Raw genomic sequence first — 17,448 nt, forward strand, 5'->3', positions numbered from 1 at the left:
ACAGATCAATGTACCGGCCAATGTAAGCATTACGACCCTATCAACAATATCTGATCCCTTGCGTCAATTTGCAATTGGTTTCAGTAATGGTGATGCTCTGGTTATTCAGCATGACTATTCCTCTTCCTACCCTGATGGTAATCGCGTGATTACTCCCTCACTCGTCTATCCCCTTGGTAAAGAGCCTATTAATATCGGTGATAAACCGCTTAAATTACTGGGGGTTTCTCATGGCGAAGAGAACTGGAATCTGATTGGCGGTGATGACACCGGCCTGACCCAAGTTAAGATTTCAGTTGATGAAAACATCATGACAGGCGAGGTTGATATATCCTCCGAGTCAGAAACGCTGCCTAGCTTTAACATCAAAGCACACAAACTCTTATTACTGCCTGACCGTCGCTGGTTAATGATAGCCGGTAAGAACAATCTGGCTGTCATCGATCTGAAAGCGGAAGGTGGCGCGCAAACCACACAGGTGATAGAAGCGACCAAGGGAACCATCACAGACTTTCAGATGCTGTTAGGCGGTAATGCCGTACTCATCGGTGACGATCTGGGTAACATCTCTCAATGGTTCCTTGTCCGTGACGAAGCCACCGATTGGAAGCTGACTAAGATCCGGGAATTTGCGGGCGGCACTCACCCTATTGTTAACCTCTCTATCGAACATCGTCGTAAGGGCTTTGCTTCACTGGATACGCAAGGCACACTACGCCTGTTCAATACCACAGCCCAACGTAATGCACTTACCGAGACCATTATTGACGGTACGGCTGATCGACTATCCTATGCACCACGCTCAAATGCCATGCTCGTTGAAAAAAATGGCCAGCTTTCGCTGTGGGCCATCCATAATGAACACCCGGATGTGTCGTGGTCGGCACTATGGGATAAAGTCTGGTATGAAGGTTATGAAAAGCCTGAGTTTATCTGGCAGTCTTCTGCCGCAAACAATGACTTCGAGCCTAAATACAGCCTGGTTCCACTCGCTTTTGGTACGCTGAAAGCGGCTTTCTATGCCATGTTGCTCGGTACACCGTTAGCAATCTGTGGTGCTATCTATACGGCTTATTTCATGGTGCCGGCGCTGCGCCGTAAGGTGAAACCTTTCATAGAGCTAATGGAGGCGCTACCGACGGTTATTCTCGGTTTTCTGGCTGGGTTGTGGCTTGCTCCTTTTATGGAAGACAAACTGGCAGGGATCTTCGTGATTCTGCTGGTTGTTCCGATTGCGATTGTTGCATTTGGTTTTCTCTGGGCGCAAGTGCCCGATAGAATCCGCTTTTTGATACCTGAAGGCTGGGATGCCTTGCTCCTGGTACCCGTGGTGATTTTGGCAACGCTGTTCAGCTTATTTGTCTCGGATGGCATCGAGAGTCTGCTGTTTGGCGGTGATATGCGCCTGTGGATGAGTAACGAACTTGATATACCTTTCGACCAACGTAATGCGCTGGTGGTGGGTATTGCGATGGGCTTTGCGGTTATCCCTACGATATTTTCTATTACAGAAGATGCGATTTTTGCTGTGCCTAAACACCTCAGTTACGGCTCTCTGGCGCTAGGTGCTACTCCTTGGCAAACCCTCACACGTGTCGTGCTACCCACCGCCAGCCCGGGGATATTCTCTGCATTGATGATTGGTATGGGGCGTGCCGTGGGTGAAACCATGATCGTGCTCATGGCGACGGGTAATACACCTATCATGGACATGAATATCTTTGAAGGCATGCGCACATTAGCTGCAAACATTGCGGTGGAAATGCCGGAGTCCGAAGTGGGAAGTACCCACTATCGTATCCTTTTCCTGGCAGCCTTTGTTCTGTTTATGTTCACCTTTGTCGTGAATACATTGGCTGAATTAGTACGCCAGCGTTTACGTAAAAAGTACGGTTCTCTGTAACCCGTTGATGAATGAGGATTAAAAAATGAGAATCTCTTTAACAGAATGGACAAAATCCGGTTCACCATGGGTTTGGTTAAATGCAGGGGCCGTTACCATCTGCGTCATCATGGTCATTGGTCTGCTCTCTCTGATTGCTGTTCGTGGCCTGGGGCATTTCTGGCCAGCCGATATTCTGCAGGCAAAATACTCGCTAAATGACAATCAGAGCCTGGTTATCGGTGAAATTGTAGAATCAGAGCAAGTGCCGGCAGAGCAACTCCGTGATGCGGGAGTGATCGTACCTGACGGCACTAAAATGATGCGCCGCGACCTGATGAAAATTGGTAATCGCGATGTAAGCGGTACCGATTTCACATGGGTACTTGATGGTAATTTATCTGAGCGAAGCTACCCTGCGATGCTGTTCGCCACAGAGCGACGTGAGTGGGGCAATTTCTATGGTTACCTGCGCGCACTCAAAGAAGGCGATACGCTTGTCGGCCAATATGCAGGATATGATAAAACGCCGGAATACATGGCTTTATGGAACCGCTTTGAAGCCAGTATTGAGCGAGCCCTGACCATTCGAAAAGATATTTACCAGATCGAAAAGCATGAAATCGGAGCAATTAACTACGAACTGGAGCGGCTGCGTCTGAAGCAGCGCTCTCTGGAACTGAAAGATGTTGCTGACCCGGTTCTTTATGCAAGCATCGAAGCACGGCGTAACGAACTGAATACCGAATACGAAGGACTGCAGCAGAGCCTGATTGATCTTTATAATGAAATCAATCGTGACTCTATCGTAGCGGAAATATCGAATGGCCAGCAGATAGATATCGCCGTTGCTAAAATAGTGCGTGCATTTCGCCCGAACGATATGAGCGTACCCGCTAAATTAGCCCACTATGCCGATAAAATCTGGGAATTTGTTTCAGATGACCCACGTGAGGCCAACACAGAAGGCGGTATCTTTCCCGCTATCTTCGGTACTGTAATGATGGTTATTCTGATGTCGGTTTTGGTGACACCCTTTGGTGTTGTGGCTGCGGTTTATCTGCGGGAATACGCCAAACAAGGTTTCATGACACGCCTGATTCGCATCGCCGTTAACAATTTGGCAGGTGTACCCTCAATCGTATATGGTGTCTTTGGGCTTGGCTTTTTTGTTTACTTTCTGGGAGGGAACATAGACCAATTGTTCTTCCCTGAAGCTCTGCCGTCACCGACTTTCGGTACCGGTGGTCTGATGTGGGCATCGATAACACTAGCATTGCTCACGGTGCCGGTTGTTATTGTAGCGACCGAAGAAGGATTATCCCGTATCCCTCGTGCCGTAAGGGAAGGTTCATTGGCGCTGGGAGCCACCAAAGCAGAGACACTGTGGAAAGTGGTATTACCGATGGCCAGCCCGGCCATGATGACCGGCGTCATTCTCGCCATCGCCCGTGCGGCTGGTGAAGTGGCTCCCCTGATGCTGGTGGGCGTAGTAAAACTCGCTCCCAGCTTACCGCTGGACGCTAACTACCCGTTCCTGCATCTGGATCAGAAATTCATGCACCTGGGGTTCCATATCTATGATGTGGGTTTCCAAAGCCCTAACGTCGAAGCGGCTCGTCCGCTGGTATATGCTACGGCGCTGCTTCTGGTAGTCGTCATTGCCCTATTAAATATTTCAGCCGTACAGATTCGTAACCACCTGCGCGAAAAATATAAATCGCTCGAAATGTAACGCTGTTTAACGAGAGGCCTTTGCAGGAGCCGAAATTTCCTTTTCTGGCAAGGCAAAAACGCACGGAATGAGCGAGTTTATGTGTATAAATGACCGAATGAGTACGTTTTTAACACAGTCAGAAGAGAAACGAGCAATCGTGCAAAGGTCTCGATGAATAACTTTGAGAAGGTTTGAATGAACATGACATCTAACGCTAAAACACACGGTATCAATATCTCATCGTTGCAGCGAGAAGCCCGGAATCTCAACCTGAGCAGCGAAACAACGACGCTTCAAGTGAAAGATTTACGTTTATCATACGGCGAGAAAGAAGCGCTGCATGGCATCAATATGGATATCCCGAAAAAGCGCGTTACGGCGTTTATCGGCCCATCCGGTTGCGGTAAATCTACGCTATTGCGTTGTTTCAATCGTATGAATGATCTGGTTGATGGTTGCAACATCAGCGGTGAAATCCTGCTGGATGGTAGCAATATCTTTGACCGTACAGTGGATGTCGCAGACCTGCGCCGTCGCGTCGGCATGGTGTTTCAAAAACCAAACCCATTTCCCAAGTCAATTTACGAAAACGTTGCCTATGGCCTGCGAATTCAGGGGATTAAAAAGAAACGTGATATTGATGAAACCGTTGAATGGGCGCTAAAATCAGCCGCTTTATGGGATGAAGTAAAAGATCGTCTGCATGAAAGTGCATTAGGCATGTCCGGAGGACAGCAACAGCGTCTGGTAATTGCCCGCACGATTGCTGTAAAGCCGGAAGTATTATTACTCGACGAACCCGCATCAGCATTGGATCCCATTTCTACACTGAAAATTGAAGAATTAATCCATAAGTTAAAGAACGATTTCACTATTGTCATCGTCACTCATAATATGCAGCAGGCTGCACGTGTTTCTGACTACACAGCGTTCATGTATATGGGTGATCTGATTGAATTTGGTGTCACCGATACACTTTTCACAAACCCGGAAAAGAAACAAACCGAAGATTACATTACCGGACGCTACGGTTAAGTATTAACTTAATCCTTAACTGAAAGTAGCTCCTTTATATTTTCTCAGTTTGTGAATCATTAATCAGAACGGAGTACCGTTACCGTGGAACTCAGCAAAGATACATTTTCAACGCATATTTCTCAGCAGTTCAATGATGAACTGGAGCAGATTCGTACCGAACTTCTCACCATGGGTGGCATTGTTGAACGCCAGGTTCATGATGCGATCCAGGCACTATTAACCGGTGATGCTGAACTTGCTGAGCAATCACGCCGTGTCGATACACAGACCAATGACATGGAGCTGATGATTGATGAGCGCTGCACCACCATCATCGCGCGTCGCCAGCCTGCCGCCAGCGACCTGCGTTTAGTCGTCGCCATCTCAAAATCGGTAAATGATTTAGAGCGCATGGGCGATGAAGCCAGCCGTATTTGCCGTCAGGTGATTGAGCTGGTTGAAGAAGGCGAGTCACAACGCGGTTACCAGGAAGTCCGTCATATCGGTAGCTTAGTCAGCTCAATGGTAAAAGATGTACTGACCGCTTTTGCCCGAAATGATACAGAACTGGCCTATCATGTTGCTAAACAAGATAAAGCGGTTGATCAGGAGTACCGGACAGCCATGCGCTCTCTGATGACCTATATGATGGAAGACTCACGCGCTATCTCAAGCTGCCTGAATGTCATCTGGGTATTACGTAGCCTTGAACGTATTGGTGACCACTCCCGCAATATGGCAGAGCACCTGATCTATCTGGTCAGTGGTACTGATGTTCGTCACCAGCCACTCTCTAAGATAAAGCAAACTGCCGGACTAGACGATCTGGAAGACAGCCCGGAGTAATCGCACCCAGCCGATCTCTTTGACTTTTAAAAAGCAGCCATTGAAGTTGGAGTGGGCTGCTTTTTAGTTTCTGCTTTAGATTTCACAGACTCACATCTATATTACAAAAGTTTTACCGACTTCAGCCGTTATCTCTATTACCAATAAGACAAACGGTAAGATGACAATGCCGAACACAGATACGCGCCGCTATGTTGTTTATGGGGATCTGAACTGCCCATACAGCTATGCTCTGCATGAAAGACTAAAAGCACTTAACCTGCTTAGCAAAGTTGAATACCGGCTGGTAGAACATGCTCAGGATATTGGCCTCTATGGCAACACACCCGATATGTTGGCTGAACTGGCCAGTGATGTTTTCTCGGTTCGTAGTTGTGCCGGTGAAATATCAATTGCCCTGCCGCCCGAGCGTCCGGATAGCCGCTTTGCTATCCTGTGTGTGATTGCCGCAGCACAGATTGACGATGAGAAAGCACTCATTTTCCGCGACCTGTTTTACAAAGCCATGTGGGTTGAGGGAATGGATATTGCCAGCCCGACTGTTATTTTTGACTGCCTGGAAGCGGCCGGACTACCCACTGAACTGTCTATCGATATAGATGCTGAAGAGATACTGGAAGACTGGCAGGATCGCTGGGAAAACAGTAAAACGGGCTCCCGGGTGCCGATTATCTTTTCACCCGATCAGCGCAAATTAATCGGATTAGCATCTGTCAGCGAAATAGAAGCCTTTTTCGCAGGTGAAGATAACAAAGTCGAATATGACTCACGTAAAATGTGTAAATACTCGGAGCATCATACCATTGCGGTTTTTGCCAGCGAAGGGCTAGCGCCTGTCTGGCAACTCATTGACGCTCTGCGCGGCGATTATAATATTCTGTTGCCCGCCACCCTGAACGACCTTAAGCAACAGCTGGAATCCGCCGAACAAACGCCTGATCTGGTGCTGATACACGCCACTGATGATTGGCTGAACAACCTTTTATATTGCCAGCGCCTGATCCAGAATATGAAAAATACGTTTATTCCAATCGCACTGATCGGTGCTGAAAACGATGATCAACAAGAACTTCAGGCTTATGCACACGGTGCCTCCGACTATCTTATTAAAGACCGGGCCGCCGGGATCACTCGTGCGCGTATCAGTATGATGCTGGAACTGAAACGTTCTCGTGATTTTCTTGAGCGTTCAGCACGGATCGACGGATTAACCGGTGTCAATAATCGCCGCGAATTTGAAAAGACTCTGGAGATGGAATGGCGACGCAGCGCACGTACCCGACAGCCACTGTCGTTAATCATGTTAGATGTTGATCATTTCAAAGCATTTAATGACCGCTACGGGCATTTAGCGGGTGATAGCTGTTTGAGACGTATTGCGGGTGCCATGCAGACTACCGTTAATCGCTCCCATGATGCGGTCTGTCGTTATGGGGGTGAGGAGTTTGTAATCCTATTACCAGAAACCGATAAAAAAGGTGCCGAACGGGTAGCACAAACGATCCGTCAGCAGATTATGTTGCTCGGTATTACGCATGACCGTTCATCAACGGGCTTAGTGGTTACCGCCAGTCAGGGAGTAGCAACACTGATTCCCTCGAGCTGCAACAGCCCGAATGAATTGGTTGAGTCTGCTGATCAGGCACTCTATAAAGCAAAAAGTACACAACGTAACTGTGTGGTAGCCGCTTAATCAATAAACTCCGCAAACGGTGGGAAACGCGCTACTAAGCCTTCACGCCCTAACTCACGAAGCAGCTTAATATTACGCTCCGGGATCTCTTCGGGGTTTTCATAATGCATCAGGACGCGACTCATCTGCCCCTCACGGATAAGATGTACCATCGGAAACGGAGAACGGTTTGTCCAATGGCTTAAGTCATCCGCATCAACACCGGCAAATAGATAGGCCGGATGGAAGCTGGCCAGTTGGAATATGCCAGACAATCCCGTTTTAGCTAACAGTCTTTCAAAATGCGCCAGAAGATCCAGATAATCATAAAGATCGGCAACCGCTCGCGGCATAATCAGCAACGTGGTGGCGATCTCTTTCTCATCAGCTTCCTGAATCAGGTTTAGCTCATACAAGAAATCTTTCTCTAACGCTTCAATATCCTCAGACTCACTGACGGCATAACGCAAAGTATTCTTACGTATTACCGGCGAGGCAAAAGGACATAGGTTTAATCCGACAACGATCGTCTCTACCCATTGACGGCTAAAAGAGATGACCTCTGCTTCACTGTAGGTTTTTTCACTGTTCTTTTTCATAGCGGCATCCTAATCCAAAGTGTCGTAAGGAACCAGCCTGATATACTGTTTCCACTCAGTTCAGGGTAGAATACCGCACAGTTTACTAAGGAATTTACTGTGCCTATTCCCTCCGCCCTGACATCCATGAACTTTGACGTTCGCTGGACCGGCTTGCGTCGTGTGACACGCTTACATGCACCACAATGCTGGCAGCGCTGGTTAACTGACCGTGCATCACTGACGCAACACCTGGTCACTGCCAGCCAAGGTCACTTTCGGGTTGAAGTGGTTCATCAAGGCTGGGCACGTCCGACACGTTCTGAAGCGCTGGAACTGGGTATTCCGATGCGCCAACTGGCCTTGATCCGTGAAGTTCAGCTCCTGGGCAATAATCAAGTCTGGGTATATGCACGTTCTATTATTCCAGCATCAACTATGACCGGGCGCGAGCGCCAACTAAGCCACGTCGGTAACCGCTCGCTGGGAACTATTCTCTTCACTGATCCCACCATGCGACGCGGCCCATTACAGATAAGCCGCTTAAAACTGACGAATCAACAGAAAGTCTGGGCACGCCGATCAACCTTTTTCCTATCCGGTAAGCCCTTGCTTGTTTGTGAGGTTTTTCTACCAGCACTGGAACAGGTAAACTATCGTCCATAATCTACTAAGTGATGCATAAAATGCCAGACAGTACTCCAGCCAACTCAACCAAAAATGCCCTGCCAAAAAGTTCTGTATCGCTGCGTGAGCGCTGTGCAATTTACATTGAACTGACACGCTTTAACCGACCCATTGGCAGCTACCTGTTACTTTGGCCGACCCTGTGGGCGCTCTGGATTGCCTCTGACGGCATTCCGGATCTTAAACTATTAGCTATCTTTATCCTGGGTGTATTCCTGACCCGCTCGGCAGGTTGCGTGATTAATGACTTTGCCGACCGCAAAATAGACGCACATGTTAAGCGCACGTCTCAAAGGCCTCTGGCGACCGGACGCATCAGTAGTAAGGAAGCACTTACTTTGTTTGCAGTCCTTATGATACTTGCCTTTACCTTAGTGTTATTCACCAATAACATGACAATTATAATGTCATTAGGTGGACTGTTTCTCGCTTCCCTTTATCCTTTTATGAAGCGGCATACACATTTACCGCAAGTGGTACTCGGTGCCGCCTTTGGCTGGGCTATCCCGATGGCATTTACCGCGGTGAATGAATCTATTCCCACCATCGCCTGGCTTATTTATATCGCAAAAATACTCTGGACCGTCGCTTACGATACCATGTACGCCATGGTTGACCGAGATGATGACATTAACATCGGCGTCAAATCCACAGCGATTCTTTTTGGCGATCTGGATAAAGTCATCATCGGAATTTTACAATGTGTCACCCTGCTTATCTTGTTCTTAGCAGGAAGGCAGCTGCAGATGAGCAGCCCCTACTTTATCGGCCTGGGCGTAGCGGCCGCGCTCTTTTACTATCAACAAGTGTTAATCAAAGACAGGGATCGCGACCGCTGTTTTAAAGCCTTTCTCAACAATCATTATGCAGGCCTGGCTGTATTTGCAGGCATTTTTGCGCACTATATGGCAATCTAAACATAGCGTGTAACAATTATGTCATATAAAAGCAGTGTAATACTCCCGACATATTTTATGCTTAGGGACGGTTAACATGTCTACCAGTAAACAAGTTCTGATTGTTGATGACGAAGCGCCGATTAGGGAAATGATTGCCGTGGCGCTGGAAATGGCTGGCTATCAATGCAGTGAAGCTGATAATGCACAAACCGCGCATGCAATGATTGTGGACCGCCAGCCTGATATGATTTTGTTAGATTGGATGATGCCTAATATGAGTGGTATCGAATTAGCCAGGCGTCTGCGAAAAGATGAGACGACCGCCGCTATACCCATCATTATGCTGACAGCTAAAGGCGAAGAAGAAAATAAAGTTAAAGGCTTAGAAGCCGGTGTAGATGATTACATCACTAAACCATTTTCTCCACGCGAGTTAGTCGCCCGCCTCAAAGCGGTATTACGCCGCGCAACACCCAAAGGTGTTGAAGACCCTGTTTCCGTTGATGGCCTGATGCTGGACCCGGTCTCCCACCGTGTAACCTCATATGAAAAACCCATCGACCTTGGTCCAACTGAATTTCGCCTGCTACAGTTTTTTATGACGCACCAGGATCGGGCCTATTCGAGGGGACAATTGCTTGATATGGTGTGGGGAGGTAACGTTTACGTTGAAGAGCGCACGGTAGATGTACATATTCGCCGCCTACGTAAAGCACTGGGTAAGCAGCATGATTATCTTGTGCAAACAGTGCGGGGGACAGGCTATCGTTTCTCGGCACAAATTGCTTAATGCTGAGTTTAATGTCTTCGTTTAACACGGGTTTACTACTTGCGTTTAACACTCTCATTTACTAGTACAGAGCTTCACTGACCTTTATGCAGAAATCGCCGCACGCCGCCGTCCAGGGTTTACTGATCTATGCATTAACCTCAGCTATGCTCGGGTTAATTTTTGGACAAATGAGCTGGGGACTGGTGGTTGGATTAAGCATCTGGAGTGCTCAGCAAATACGCCTGACAACAAAGCTTAAAACCTGGTTGCAAAGCCCGGATACTTTGCCGCCTGAAGCACCTGGGCATTGGGGGGAGATTTTTGATGATCTGGCACGACTGCAAAAACATCATCAACATAAAACCACACAGCTCAAAGAAATCATCGTTCGCTTTCAGCAGTCATCTTCTGCACTAGCAGATGCCTTCGTCATTATTGATCAACATAGTAATCTGGAATGGTGGAATCTTTCAGCTGACAGGCTGTTGGGGCTGAAAGCCTCGGCGGATCGCGGCAAACCGGTTATCAATCTGTTGCGAGATCCACGTTTTATTCGTTATTTCCGTAAAGGTCATTATGAAGACCCTTTGCAGCTCCCCAGTCCTGTACTAAATGATGTTATTTTACAATATCAGATTACTGAATTCGGTTTTGGTGACAGGCTGCTGGTAGCACGCGACGTGACTCAATTAGTCCGTCTTGAACATACCCGACAGGACTTTGTCGCCAACGCATCACATGAATTGCGTACACCGCTTACCGTGATCAGAGGCTACTTAGAAACGTTTATTGATCAGGAGCTGCCTAAACCATTAATGCGGGCTATGACCCAAATGCAAGCTCAGGCCGGCCGAATGGAAAACCTGGTCACAGATTTATTGCTACTTTCCCGATTAGAAGCCAGCCAGCATATCGCTGATGAAAACCCTATCCGCATACAAGAGATGCTACACAACATTCAGCAGGATGGCATCGCACTTTCTCAGGATAAAGGCCATGAGATTAGCGTCAGTGCCGACGCCGAATTCGATCTTCTCGGACAACCTCAGGAACTTCACAGTGTCTTTTCAAACTTGCTATTCAATGCCGTCAGATACTCTCCGGCAAAAAGTAAGATCGATATTCGATGGTGGGTCGATCAGGATGGTGGCCATGTTAGTGTGGAAGACAACGGTCTGGGTATCGAGTCTATCCATTTATCACGCCTCACTGAAAGATTCTATCGAGTCGAAGAGGGACGCTCCTCCTCTACAGGCGGAACCGGATTAGGACTGGCGATTGTTAAGCATGCCTTACATCGACATGGAGCCAAGCTGACCATTGAGAGCCAGCCCGGCAAAGGAAGTTTGTTCTGCTGTCACTTTCCTCTGGATATGCTTGTCAAAATCAATGAGACAGAATCCTGACGAAGACGTAACACAGTTATCTACTGCGCTGTTGAACCGAATGCTCTTCTGTCCAGTAAAGTGTCGCGCCGATAACGGCGGCTGGCATCATCACCAGATTAACGACCGGTATCAACATCCCAACCTGAACCAGCGCACCAAAACCTAATGACGTTAAGCGACGCTCTGCCAATAGTTGTTTCATCTGGCCAAAGCTGACTTTGTTATTATCCATCGGATAGTCACAATATTGGATAGCCATCATCCAGGCACCAAACAGGAACCACAAAAACGGTGCGATAACATTCACCAGCGGAATGAAACTAAGTATCAGGAGTAAAAACAAACGCGGTAAATAATAAGCTATTTTAGCCAGTTCACGCTGCAACGAGCGGGGAATCATCGCTAGCATACCTTTCCAGCCTTCATCTGCCATGACAGCACCACTTCGCATTTTTTCAACTTTCTCAGACAGAAAACCATTAAAAGGGGCGGCAATCAGATTCGCAATTATCGAGAATCCATAATAAACAGTAACCAACACCAACACGGCAAACAGCGGCCAGAGAAGCCAATCAAGAAATGATAACCATTCTGGTAATTTATTCAGCCAATAATTTACCCAACCATCAAACTCATTGATCAATAGCCAGATTGCTGAAGAAAACAGGAATATATTTACCAACAGAGGTATCAGGACAAAGCGTCGAATTCCCGGTTCCGGCAACATGCCGAACCCGCGAAATAAGTAATCTGCCCCTTTGACAGGGTTGCCTTTCATTTTCCCTCCTAAACTATAAAATTAACTGCCAGACGTAGTGCCAGCCCGACGATCATCATGGTCATTCCGGTGCGATTGATTTTGAATTCTTTAGGATTGAATTCAATAGTTGGCTGCCAGAACATGAGCAAAGACTTATAGTCTTTTGTTCTACCGGCATACATGGCTAAAGACACCAGAAAAACAATAAGACCACCCCAAAACAGTATTTGTTCAAGTATTACCAGCAAGTACATGGTTTTCTCACTTCTTTATATGGTCAGATTTTTGAGCAGATAAGACTAACAGAATTGCTTTGTGTCGGCTGCAAAGATAGTCTCTAATGTTGCCACGTTGTGGTTGATACTATAGTCGACCAGTAGCATCTCATTTTGTTGGCGCACTTATTGTTAGCACTCTCAGTTGTTAACATACTCAGAGGAACACTCATGAAAGCGATCCGGATTCATACCTTCGGCGGCCCCGAAGCATTAGTTTATGAAGATGTGCCTGAACCGCAACTAAAACCAAATGAAGTATTAGTCAGAAATCATGCTGTCGGCGTCAACCCTATCGACTGGAAAACCAGCGGAGGCGGAGGCGCAGCAGCGTTTATCGGAGAACTTCCCTTTATTCCTGGTTGGGAGTTTTGCGGATCAATTATCGCCTGCGGCGCTGACGTTTCTGATTTTCAGTCAGGTGATCATGTCTATGGATTTGTCCGCTTCCCGAAAGCGGCCAGCTGTTATGCAGAACAAGTAGCGGTACCCGCTGAGCAAATTGCGCGCATACCTTCAGGTTGTAATCTGACTGAAGCCGCCGGTTTGGCATTGGCAGGGTTAACCGCATGGCAGGCCCTGTTTGATCACGGCCGGCTTCAAGCCAAACAGCGAGTGTTGATTCTTGCCGCAGCCGGGGGCGTTGGACACCTTGCAGTGCAGCTGGCAAAGTGGAAAGGTGCGACCGTTATAGGTTCTGCATCAGCAGCCAACCACCCCTTTGTAAGCAGCCTCGGCTGCGACCAGGTGATCGACTATAAAAAGCAAAAAGTCGGTGAAGTTATACAGGATATTGATCTGATCATCGATGGTGTAGGCGGCCAGACTGGCATTGAGGCACTTTCCTGTCTGAAAAGCTCCGGCATGATGATTACACTGCCATCGGTAACCAAAGATGAAGTCATTGCAGCCGGGGCTGCTCAAGGGCTCAAGGTCTTACCTTTGCGTGTTGAGCCTAACGCGGCGCAGTTATGCTCAATGGCGAAACTGAATGCTCAACAACAATTACAATTAAAAATCGCAGCGACTTATCCTCTTGAAAAAGCCGCTGATGCTTTCAACGATATTGCTTCCGGGCATACCCAGGGAAAAGTTATTCTGACGTTGTAACGACCTCTGCCCTGCTTTGGGATGATATTCCCGGAGCAGAGCAGGTTTGCTCGTTTTTCTTTCAATGGCCGGGCAAGGTGCGTTGCTGGTTTACTACTCAGTATTGAGTCTTAAGCCGTCATTAAAATAGCCTATCGCAAAACCTATTGCTGACTACAAAAATACTTTTGCTGTTTCATTAAGAAGCGACACCCTTCACCTCGAATGTTTCTATCCCAGCAGTAATACTTGGCCCAGTTTTTATCATCTTCGGTTGGTTTTTCACGATACTCCGGCACTCCATCGCAAAAGCCCTGCGTCTGTTTTGCCTGACTCAAGCATGCTTTCAAAAACACCCCTTGATTGACAGTACAGCTATAACTTAGACATCCATCAAACTGCTTCAGTGTAATATCTAAGCAATCTTGTTGACCGACCGTTTTCCCAACAGACTCACCTTCTTGTTTAAATTTTGCCGTTGTAAGCGCTCTTTCCTGATTAAAACCTGCCAGCCAGCTCTCTCTGTTCATCCAGCCATAAACAGCGGCAATGAGCAGTAACAAAAAGAAAATTAAAAGTGATTTTTTCAGCATGGTAACTCTTTCCAGCGCCGACTATCGGCCTTTATACAAACCGATAATGCAGAAAAACAAACCGATAACCGACAATAACATACCTCCATTTACAAATAGGGGATGCCTCGCCATATAGGGCATGAAGGGATGGTTGTTGTGTTGATCACAGGCAAGTAATTCATAATTAAATGAACCACCTGCATCAAGACAATCGCTGACCAGAGACTGTTCGTACATGTAGCCCCCCATCAGCAGTAAACAAGGGGCTATCAGCAATAGTAATCCAATTTTAAGCATCAGGCGTCTTCGTCACTTATCCCAATATTACTCACACCTTGATTGCTCGCCAACGAACGCAGTTCGCTGATAAAAGCTTTGTCTAACTGTTTTACTTTCACAAGGCGCTCAACCACTTCTTCGTGAAACTCATCTTCCTGAATCATCAAATCATGGTTGTTAATCAGACGAATTATCTCTTCATCTGACATTTGGTCATCGCCTTCTGAAATCTCGATAAACATGGCAACACATTCACGCGACACATTTCCGACGGCAATCGCTTCATCCACATCAGCTTCCAGGATACAGGTTAATGTCGAGTAGAGAGACACAACTGCATCCAGAGCCGGCGATGCACCATACATCTCATACTCATCCAGATTCGGCATATTAGCATCGACTTTATCTAACTGAACTTCGAAGTTCATTTTGGCACCACCTGGCACCAAAGACTGCCATACACCATCCAGCACGGTTTCCAGCTGCTTGATGTCGCCAAATTCTGTCAATTTACTAAAAAGTACAAAGTTAGGAAACTGTCGCTCAGTCATTGCAGCACAATAAGCGGCTAATTTTTTATGATCCAGTGAGCGCAATTGCGCTTCTACGGGCAATCTATCAGTCATGTACAGATCTCTGCTTGGGAAAGTGACATGGCTATTGTAAGGGATTTAATCGATTTTGTAGCCTAGTATGCATAAACAAGTGGAAATACGGATAAATATTCTGGTTTTTTATTGTTATACTTTTCATTACATTCAAACTTCGAACCTAATCTTGCTAATATGAGAATAAAAATGAATAGCAATTTTCTTAGTCGGCTAGTCCGATTACTCGATAACTTCAGCGAATGGACAGGACGCACCATATCCTGGCTCACCTTGTTGATGGTGATCATCACGTTTGTCATCGTAGTTATGCGCTACGCATTCAATACAGGCAATATTGCCTTACAAGAATCTGTCATCTATATGCATAGCTTTGTTTTCCTTTTGGGTGCTGCCTATACCCTTAAACATGATGGCCATGTCCGTGTTGATATTTTCTATCGCCCCTTAAGTGAACGCGGCAAAGCCTGGATTAATATTGGCGGCATCTTACTACTACTCTTTCCTGTTGCTGGCTTTATCGGCTATATCTCATGGGAGTATGTAGCAACTTCATGGGAATTAAGAGAGGGCTCTCAGGAGTCCGGCGGACTCAACTTTCGCTACATTCTTAAATCTGCTCTGATCGCCATGCCGGTTTTAATCTGCCTGCAGGGCATATCAGAGCTTTGTCGCTGTATTCTGGTGCTAACCGGCCAGGGCCACCTCCTAGAAGAAGATGTTACGGAGCACACCGTATGATGGAATACCTTTCTCTCTTTCTCTTTTTAGCCGCCGTTATTGTTTTGCTAATGGGCTACTCCGTCGCATTTTCTCTGGCAGGTACGGGGCTTCTGTTTGCAGGCGTGGGGGCATTAACCGGCCACTTTGATTCAGTTTTTCTGGAAGCGATTCCTAACCGCCTATTTGGCATTATGAATAACGAAGTCTTAGTTGCCGTACCACTATTCGTTTTCATGGGCGTCATGTTGGAGAAGTCCAAGATTGCCGAAGGGCTTCTCGATACGATGTCGATGCTCTTCGGTTCGATGAGCGGCGGATTAGGTATTTCAGTAACGATTGTGGGTATGTTACTGGCAGCCAGCACCGGTATTGTGGGGGCAACAGTCGTGACTATGGGATTACTCTCTTTGCCTACCATGTTACGTCGTGGCTACGACCCTCAGATTGCCTGTGGTGTTATCTGTGCATCAGGTACGCTAGGCCAAATAATCCCCCCTTCTATTGTATTGGTACTACTAGGCGACGTAATCAGCTCTGCGTATCAGCAGGCGCAAATTGATCAAGGCCTATTCTCCCCTGAAACCGTCACCGTCGGTGACCTCTTCTTAGGGGCATTAATTCCGGGGTTATTACTGGTGCTGGCCTATACCCTTTACATTGTGGCTAAAGCTATTCTCTCACCTTCTTCTGTTCCTGCCATTCCTAAAACGGAACGTGATGCGGTAGAAAACCTCTGGGTAAAGGTTCTCAGTGCTTTAGTGCCACCCATTTTGCTGATCGGGCTTGTTCTGGGCTCTATTCTCGGCGGGTTTGCGACACCGACAGAAGCGGCGGCTGTTGGTGCTGTTGGCGCTGTTCTACTTTCCATCTTTAAGCGCAACTTCAATATGAAAACGCTTACGGCTGTGATGCGATCAACCACACAAGTAAGCTCTATGGTGTTTATCATTCTGGTGGGCGCATCCATCTTCTCACTGGTATTTCGCGGTTTTGGTGGCGACGACATAGTGCGCGACTTCCTGACGGGTCTTCCTGGTGGCGTATGGGGTGCATTAGCAGTGGTCATGCTGGTCATGTTCTTACTAGGCTTTTTCCTTGATTTTATCGAGATAACATTCGTCGTTGTCCCTATCATTGCACCCATTCTGTTAACCATGGGTCTGGACCCTATCTGGTTAGGAATAATGATTGCTCTGAACTTACAAACGTCTTTCCTGACACCTCCCTTTGGTTTCGCACTATTCTACTTGCGTGGAGTGGCCCCGGATTCGATTACAACAGGGCAGATATACCGGGGAGTCATTCCGTTTATTTTCATCCAACTGTCAATGTTGGGCTTATTAGCCGCATGGCCATCACTCGCGACATGGCTACCTCATTTGGTTTATGGATAACGAGCAAGGCTACGATTACCAAGCCACCTGATCAGGTGGCTTAATGAGATGGTTCCCCTCGCTTTTAACCAGCTATGCTGGAAAGGTGACGAAACCAACAAGGAGAACCATCTCATGTATATCAAAGTCCTTGGAATCGATTTAGGCAAGTCTTCTTTTCATTTAATCGGTTGTGACTCCCACGATCAACAAGTCTGTAAAAAGAAACTTTCTCGTCAAAAACTCATAACTTTTATCGCTCAACTACCGCCGTGTCTGATTGCATTTGAAGCCTGTGGTGGTGCGCA

The 17,448-nt window shown here is 47.0% G+C and carries 18 protein-coding genes; 12 read left to right on the forward strand and 6 right to left on the reverse strand.

What is annotated here, in order from left to right; genetic code table 11:
- From ABY436_RS13790 to ABY436_RS13810, 5 genes are all read left to right on the forward strand, one after another.
- Window positions 1-1,903, forward strand: a 1,903-nt coding sequence (locus tag ABY436_RS13790; protein ID WP_372739534.1) for an ABC transporter permease subunit, incomplete at its 5' end; no start/stop codon positions are given.
- A 25-nt stretch (window positions 1,904-1,928) separates the two neighbouring features.
- On the forward strand, window positions 1,929-3,617 hold the full coding sequence (gene pstA / locus ABY436_RS13795; protein WP_372739535.1) for a phosphate ABC transporter permease PstA: 1,689 nt from the start codon (window positions 1,929-1,931) through the stop codon (window positions 3,615-3,617).
- Window positions 3,618-3,800: 183 nt separating this feature from the next.
- On the forward strand, window positions 3,801-4,634 hold the full coding sequence (gene pstB / locus ABY436_RS13800) for a phosphate ABC transporter ATP-binding protein PstB (RefSeq protein WP_372739551.1): 834 nt from the start codon (window positions 3,801-3,803) through the stop codon (window positions 4,632-4,634).
- An 84-nt stretch (window positions 4,635-4,718) separates the two neighbouring features.
- On the forward strand, window positions 4,719-5,462 hold the full coding sequence (gene phoU, locus ABY436_RS13805; protein ID WP_372739536.1) for a phosphate signaling complex protein PhoU: 744 nt from the start codon (window positions 4,719-4,721) through the stop codon (window positions 5,460-5,462).
- Between the two features lie 166 nt (window positions 5,463-5,628).
- Window positions 5,629-7,155: a diguanylate cyclase domain-containing protein gene (locus tag ABY436_RS13810; RefSeq protein ID WP_372739537.1), complete on the forward strand. Its 1,527-nt coding sequence runs from the start codon at window positions 5,629-5,631 to the stop codon at window positions 7,153-7,155.
- Here ABY436_RS13810 and ABY436_RS13815 read toward each other — a convergent pair.
- Entirely contained in the window at window positions 7,152-7,733 is a 582-nt protein-coding gene (locus tag ABY436_RS13815; RefSeq protein ID WP_372739538.1) for a DUF1415 domain-containing protein, read from the reverse strand. The two genes, ABY436_RS13810 and ABY436_RS13815, sit on opposite strands and share 4 nt — an antisense overlap.
- A gap of 99 nt (window positions 7,734-7,832) precedes the next feature.
- Here ABY436_RS13815 and ABY436_RS13820 point away from each other — a divergent pair, with 99 nt between their 5' ends.
- From ABY436_RS13820 to phoR, 4 genes are all read left to right on the forward strand, one after another.
- The gene (locus ABY436_RS13820) at window positions 7,833-8,378 is read left to right on the forward strand and encodes a chorismate lyase (protein WP_372739539.1); all 546 of its coding nucleotides are present in this window, start codon (window positions 7,833-7,835) and stop codon (window positions 8,376-8,378) included.
- Between the two features lie 20 nt (window positions 8,379-8,398).
- Window positions 8,399-9,316: a 4-hydroxybenzoate octaprenyltransferase gene (gene ubiA, locus ABY436_RS13825; RefSeq protein ID WP_372739540.1), complete on the forward strand. Its 918-nt coding sequence runs from the start codon at window positions 8,399-8,401 to the stop codon at window positions 9,314-9,316.
- A gap of 76 nt (window positions 9,317-9,392) precedes the next feature.
- A complete protein-coding gene (gene phoB, locus ABY436_RS13830; protein ID WP_372739541.1) occupies window positions 9,393-10,088 on the forward strand; it encodes a phosphate regulon transcriptional regulator PhoB in 696 nt (231 codons plus the stop codon).
- Window positions 10,089-10,174: 86 nt separating this feature from the next.
- Window positions 10,175-11,476: a phosphate regulon sensor histidine kinase PhoR gene (phoR, locus tag ABY436_RS13835; protein WP_372739542.1), complete on the forward strand. Its 1,302-nt coding sequence runs from the start codon at window positions 10,175-10,177 to the stop codon at window positions 11,474-11,476.
- Window positions 11,477-11,492: 16 nt separating this feature from the next.
- On the opposite strand, the gene cysZ is transcribed toward phoR, so the two are convergent.
- Both cysZ and ABY436_RS13845 read right to left on the reverse strand, forming a co-directional pair.
- Window positions 11,493-12,236 carry a sulfate transporter CysZ gene (gene cysZ, locus ABY436_RS13840; RefSeq protein WP_372739543.1) on the reverse strand — a complete coding sequence of 248 codons (744 nt, stop codon included), beginning with the start codon at window positions 12,234-12,236 and terminating at the stop codon, window positions 11,493-11,495.
- A gap of 8 nt (window positions 12,237-12,244) precedes the next feature.
- Window positions 12,245-12,472, reverse strand: a complete 228-nt coding sequence (locus ABY436_RS13845) for a hypothetical protein (RefSeq protein WP_372739544.1) — start codon at window positions 12,470-12,472, stop codon at window positions 12,245-12,247.
- Window positions 12,473-12,664: 192 nt separating this feature from the next.
- On the opposite strand from ABY436_RS13845, the gene ABY436_RS13850 reads away from it, so the two are divergent.
- A complete protein-coding gene (locus tag ABY436_RS13850) occupies window positions 12,665-13,603 on the forward strand; it encodes an NADP-dependent oxidoreductase (RefSeq protein ID WP_372739545.1) in 939 nt (312 codons plus the stop codon).
- Window positions 13,604-13,746: 143 nt separating this feature from the next.
- Here the strand turns inward: ABY436_RS13850 and ABY436_RS13855 are convergent, their stop codons facing one another.
- Genes ABY436_RS13855 through ABY436_RS13865 form a run of 3 tightly spaced genes read right to left on the reverse strand, consistent with a single transcriptional unit; the run spans window position 13,747 to window position 15,062 of the window.
- Window positions 13,747-14,175 carry a hypothetical protein gene (locus ABY436_RS13855; protein ID WP_372739546.1) on the reverse strand — a complete coding sequence of 143 codons (429 nt, stop codon included), beginning with the start codon at window positions 14,173-14,175 and terminating at the stop codon, window positions 13,747-13,749.
- A gap of 21 nt (window positions 14,176-14,196) precedes the next feature.
- Window positions 14,197-14,454 (reverse strand): hypothetical protein, encoded by a 258-nt coding sequence (locus ABY436_RS13860; protein ID WP_372739547.1) that lies wholly within the window; start codon window positions 14,452-14,454, stop codon window positions 14,197-14,199.
- Window positions 14,454-15,062 (reverse strand): YjaG family protein, encoded by a 609-nt coding sequence (locus ABY436_RS13865; RefSeq protein ID WP_372739548.1) that lies wholly within the window; start codon window positions 15,060-15,062, stop codon window positions 14,454-14,456. Before ABY436_RS13865 ends, ABY436_RS13860 begins: the two co-directional genes overlap by 1 nt.
- Window positions 15,063-15,233: 171 nt before the next feature.
- Here ABY436_RS13865 and ABY436_RS13870 point away from each other — a divergent pair, with 171 nt between their 5' ends.
- Both ABY436_RS13870 and ABY436_RS13875 read left to right on the forward strand, forming a co-directional pair.
- Window positions 15,234-15,785 carry a TRAP transporter small permease subunit gene (locus ABY436_RS13870; protein WP_372739549.1) on the forward strand — a complete coding sequence of 184 codons (552 nt, stop codon included), beginning with the start codon at window positions 15,234-15,236 and terminating at the stop codon, window positions 15,783-15,785.
- A complete protein-coding gene (locus tag ABY436_RS13875; protein WP_372739550.1) occupies window positions 15,782-17,161 on the forward strand; it encodes a TRAP transporter large permease subunit in 1,380 nt (459 codons plus the stop codon). The genes ABY436_RS13870 and ABY436_RS13875 overlap by 4 nt, the downstream gene beginning before the upstream one ends.
- Window positions 17,162-17,448 lie beyond the last annotated feature (287 nt).

The sequence above is a fragment of the Neptunomonas sp. genome, from assembly GCF_041601355.1.
Classification (GTDB): Bacteria; Pseudomonadota; Gammaproteobacteria; order Pseudomonadales; family Balneatricaceae; genus Neptunomonas.

Excerpts from the sequence above, each read along its gene's own strand:
- pstA (WP_372739535.1), top strand. The coding sequence starts at position 1,929 with ATGAGAATCTCTTTAACAGAATGGACAAAATCCGGTTCACCATGGGTT.
- ABY436_RS13870 (WP_372739549.1), top strand. The coding sequence starts at position 15,234 with ATGAATAGCAATTTTCTTAGTCGGCTAGTCCGATTACTCGATAACTTC.
- cysZ (WP_372739543.1), bottom strand. The coding sequence starts at position 12,236 with ATGAAAGGCAACCCTGTCAAAGGGGCAGATTACTTATTTCGCGGGTTC.
- ABY436_RS13815 (WP_372739538.1), bottom strand. The coding sequence starts at position 7,733 with ATGAAAAAGAACAGTGAAAAAACCTACAGTGAAGCAGAGGTCATCTCT.
- ubiA (WP_372739540.1), top strand. The coding sequence starts at position 8,399 with ATGCCAGACAGTACTCCAGCCAACTCAACCAAAAATGCCCTGCCAAAA.
- ABY436_RS13845 (WP_372739544.1), bottom strand. The coding sequence starts at position 12,472 with ATGTACTTGCTGGTAATACTTGAACAAATACTGTTTTGGGGTGGTCTT.
- phoR (WP_372739542.1), top strand. The coding sequence starts at position 10,175 with ATGCAGAAATCGCCGCACGCCGCCGTCCAGGGTTTACTGATCTATGCA.
- ABY436_RS13865 (WP_372739548.1), bottom strand. The coding sequence starts at position 15,062 with ATGACTGATAGATTGCCCGTAGAAGCGCAATTGCGCTCACTGGATCAT.
- pstB (WP_372739551.1), top strand. The coding sequence starts at position 3,801 with ATGACATCTAACGCTAAAACACACGGTATCAATATCTCATCGTTGCAG.
- ABY436_RS13855 (WP_372739546.1), bottom strand. The coding sequence starts at position 14,175 with ATGCTGAAAAAATCACTTTTAATTTTCTTTTTGTTACTGCTCATTGCC.
- ABY436_RS13860 (WP_372739547.1), bottom strand. The coding sequence starts at position 14,454 with ATGCTTAAAATTGGATTACTATTGCTGATAGCCCCTTGTTTACTGCTG.
- ABY436_RS13850 (WP_372739545.1), top strand. The coding sequence starts at position 12,665 with ATGAAAGCGATCCGGATTCATACCTTCGGCGGCCCCGAAGCATTAGTT.
- ABY436_RS13810 (WP_372739537.1), top strand. The coding sequence starts at position 5,629 with ATGCCGAACACAGATACGCGCCGCTATGTTGTTTATGGGGATCTGAAC.
- phoB (WP_372739541.1), top strand. The coding sequence starts at position 9,393 with ATGTCTACCAGTAAACAAGTTCTGATTGTTGATGACGAAGCGCCGATT.
- ABY436_RS13875 (WP_372739550.1), top strand. The coding sequence starts at position 15,782 with ATGATGGAATACCTTTCTCTCTTTCTCTTTTTAGCCGCCGTTATTGTT.